This window comes from Stenotrophomonas sp. NPDC077659 (assembly GCF_050268705.1).
Lineage (GTDB): Bacteria > Pseudomonadota > Gammaproteobacteria > Xanthomonadales > Xanthomonadaceae > Stenotrophomonas.
The window spans coordinates 1-3,265 of sequence record NZ_JBNNHG010000236.1 but is presented as its reverse complement, the minus strand read 5'-3'; the positions used below and the strand labels follow the sequence as shown (position 1 = coordinate 3,265).

Genomic DNA, 3,265 nt, shown 5'->3' with positions numbered 1-3,265 from the left:
GGCGGCCATGCCCCACAGGCCGTCCCAGTTGGACGAATGCGGGGCGATGATGAAGACCAGCCTGGGGATGTCCGGCAGGGTGCCGGTCACCTTCCAACCCCCCAGGCGTAGCGTGCAGCGCGCCAGCCAGCGCAGGAAGGGGTTGGACTTGACCTGCGGCATGCTCGGCGGAACGGCCGGCAGCAACGGTGTCGGGTTGTTCAAGCAATCACTCCCAGTCACGTGATGAGCGCCCGCGCTTGATCTGCGCGCGCCCGCGTTTGGCGTCCAGACGACGCAGTTTCGACCCGAGGGTCGGCTTGGTGGCCCTGCGTGGCTTGGGCACGCTCAACCCGGCCTGGATGAAGGCCGCCAGCCGCTCGCGCGCATCCTCGCGATTGCGATCCTGGGTGCGGAACCGTTGCGCATCGATGACCAGTACGCCTTCGCCGGTCATGCGCCGGTCGCGCCGCGCCAGCAGGCGCTCGCGCAACGGGTCAGGCAACGAGGGCGAATTGGCCACGTCGAAACGCAGTTCCACCGCAGTGGAGACCTTGTTGACGTTCTGCCCGCCGGCGCCACTGGCGCGCACGAACCGCTCGACGATCTCGCCGTCGGGGATTTCAAGGTGCGCGCTGATGGTGACCGGTCCACTGCCCATCCGCGCATTGTAGCGGCAGCCGCGTTGCCGTGGCCGCCATCGCGCACCGTATGCCGCCGATCAGGTACCCAACACGCCGCCTTCGCCTGTACAGCGGGTATGCTGGCCGTCCCATGTACCGCAGGAAGCTTCGCATGACCCGCTTCATTCCCGCCCTGTCCACCTGCCTGCGCCGTACCGTGCTGCTGCTGGCACTGGCCGCAGCCAGCGCGCCGGCCCTGGCCGCGGCGCCCACCGATGCCGACATCAACCGCCTGCTGGCCGCTTCGCGCGCGCAGAGCCTGCTGGATGGCATGCTGCCGCAGCTGGAAGCGATGCAGCGCCAGCAGTTCCAGGACGTCGCCCGGCAGCGCCAGCTTACTGCGCAGCAGACCGAAAAACTGCAGCGCATGCAGCAGCGCACCACCGCCACCCTGACCCAGGCGCTGTCCTGGCAGCAGCTGCGGCCGATGTACGTGGAGCTCTACAAGAAGAGCTTCAGCAAGGAAGACGTGCTGGCGATGGCCGAGTTCTACGAGAGCCCGGCCGGGCAGAGCCTGCTGGACAAGACCCCGCTGCTGATGCAGAACGTGATGGTCGCCATCCAGGAAAAGATGAAGCCGCTGATGGCTGACCTGGAAAAGGACATGCAGGCGATCCTCAACGAGCCGGAAACCAAATGAGGTAGTGGCGGCCGCTGGCCGGCAACCTCGGTTGGATGAGGTCATGCGGTTGCCGGCCAGCGGCCGGCACTACCGTCAGGCGACCTGCCAGCCAAACAGGTCCAGAGCTTTCTGGAATTGCCCATCCACCGGCGCGCGCACGTCCACCGTGCCGCCGTCGGGGTGCGGGAAGCGCAGGCGTTCGGCGTGCAGCAGCATGCGGTGCACGCCCTGCATGCGGAAGTTGCGGTTGTGGCGGCCATCACCGTGGCTGGTGTCGCCAATGAGGTGATGCGACAGGTGCTTGAGGTGGCGGCGGATCTGCCGGAAGCGACCGGTCAGCGGCTGGCAGCGCAGCAGCGCATAGCGCGAACGGGCGAAATCGCCCACGGGAACCGACAGCTCGCCCGTGGCCAGGCGCTGGAAATCGGTCACCGCCGGCTTCTTCACCGGCTTGCCGGGCCCCCCATCCAGATCGTGGTCGACCTGCCAGGCCTCCTCGGCCGGCCAGCCACGGCAGATGGCCAGGTAATCCTTGCTGACCTCGCCGCCCATCAGCGCCTTGCCCAACGCGCTGGCGGTGTCGCGGTCGAAGGCCAGCAGCAGGCAGCCGCTGGTGGCGCGGTCCAGGCGGTGCACCAGGAAGATCGGCCGGCCCAGCTGCTCGCGCAGGCGGTCGGCCAGGAAATCGTCTTCGCCACGGGCCAGCTTGCTGTCGTGGACCATCAGCCCGGCCGGCTTGTTGACCACGGCCAGACGCTCGTCAAGGTGCAGCAGCTGCAGGGGGGCGGTTTCAGTCTCGACCGCAGCGAGGGTGTCGGGTTCGGTGCTCACCGCGCGATTATAAGGGCGCCCCCTTCAGTGTAGAGCCGAGCCCATGCTCGGCTGCTCTGCGCGACCAGAAAAAAGCGTGCCAACCAAGGTTGGCACCTACCTGCAGAGCCGGTGCTCACCGCCACCAGGCGCGGGCCAGAGCGAAGGCACCCAGCGCAGCCGCGCCCAGGCTCAGTACCGGCAGGTCGCCCCAGTACCAGCCCGGCGGCTGCAGCACGTACATCAGCGTAGCGATGGCAAGCAGGCCGACGCCGGTGATGGCACCGACCGCGCGCTTCTGCAGGCGCTGCAGGCTGGCATCGAGGGTGACCAGGTCACGCGAGCGCATCGCCAGTTCGTGGCGGCCTTCCACCTGCTGGGTCAGCCAGGCGTGGACCAGGCGCGGCATGTCCGGCGCGTGGGTCATGATTTCCGGCAGGCGCTTGCCGATCTCGCGCACGACGCGGCGCGGGCTGTATCGCTCGCGCAGGATCCTGGCCAGCACCGGCTTGGCCACCGCCCAGATGTCGATCTGCGGGTCGAGCTGGCGGCCCACGCCTTCGATGTTCAGCAGGGTCTTCTGCAGCAGGATCAGCTGCGGCTGCAGGGTCAGCTGGTAGCGCTGGGCCACCCGGAACAGCTTCAGCAGCACCTCGGCCAGCGAGATCTGCGACAGCGGGCGGGTGAAGTACGGTTCGCACACCGACCGCACCGCCGCTTCCAGATCATCGATGCGTACGTTGTCCGGCATCCAGCGCGCCTGCACGTGCAGTTCGGCGATGCGGCGATAATCGCGGTTGAAGATGGCCATGTAGTTCTCGGCCAGGTAGTACTGATCTTCCTGCGAGAGCTGGCCCATGATGCCGAAATCCAGCGCGATGAAGCGCGGGTTGTCGCGCCGCGACGGATCGGTGTCGACCCAGATGTTGCCGGCATGCGCATCGGCGTGGAAGAAGTTGTCGCGGAACACCTGGGTGTAGAACACCCGCACGCCCTAGGCGGCCAGCGCCTTGCGGTCGATGCCGGCCTTGTCCAGCGCGGCGATGTCATCGGACGGGATGCCCCACACCCGTTCCAGGGTCAGCGCGCGCTCGGCGGTGTGGCTCCAGATCACTTCCGGCACGTCAGCGGTCTGCAGCAGGAAGATGCCCGCGGCCAGGCCGAAGATCGA

At 67.7% G+C, this 3,265-nt stretch carries 3 protein-coding genes and 2 pseudogenes; 1 reads left to right on the top strand and 4 read right to left on the bottom strand.

All coding sequences use genetic code 11. The features are described 5' to 3' along the window. Positions 1-204 (bottom strand): annotated as a pseudogene (locus ACQKDV_RS18930) (acyltransferase); the annotation flags it as partial. A 4-nt stretch (positions 205-208) separates the two neighbouring features. Next, positions 209-640 (bottom strand): alternative ribosome rescue aminoacyl-tRNA hydrolase ArfB, encoded by a 432-nt coding sequence (arfB, locus tag ACQKDV_RS18925; RefSeq protein ID WP_427785779.1) that lies wholly within the window; start codon positions 638-640, stop codon positions 209-211. A gap of 134 nt (positions 641-774) precedes the next feature. Between arfB and ACQKDV_RS18920 the strand changes: the two genes are divergently transcribed. Next, entirely contained in the window at positions 775-1,302 is a 528-nt protein-coding gene (locus tag ACQKDV_RS18920) for a DUF2059 domain-containing protein (protein ID WP_427785778.1), read from the top strand. Between the two features lie 75 nt (positions 1,303-1,377). Here the strand turns inward: ACQKDV_RS18920 and ACQKDV_RS18915 are convergent, their stop codons facing one another. Both ACQKDV_RS18915 and ACQKDV_RS18910 read right to left on the bottom strand, forming a co-directional pair. Next, the gene (locus tag ACQKDV_RS18915; protein ID WP_427785777.1) at positions 1,378-2,115 is read right to left on the bottom strand and encodes a pseudouridine synthase; all 738 of its coding nucleotides are present in this window, start codon (positions 2,113-2,115) and stop codon (positions 1,378-1,380) included. A 115-nt stretch (positions 2,116-2,230) separates the two neighbouring features. After that, positions 2,231-3,265: pseudogene (locus ACQKDV_RS18910) on the bottom strand (AarF/UbiB family protein); the annotation flags it as partial.

Bases quoted from the DNA above. Each gene is read 5' to 3' on its own strand.
- ACQKDV_RS18920 (WP_427785778.1), top strand. From the start codon at position 775: ATGACCCGCTTCATTCCCGCCCTGTCCACCTGCCTGCGCCGTACCGTG.
- arfB (WP_427785779.1), bottom strand. From the start codon at position 640: ATGGGCAGTGGACCGGTCACCATCAGCGCGCACCTTGAAATCCCCGAC.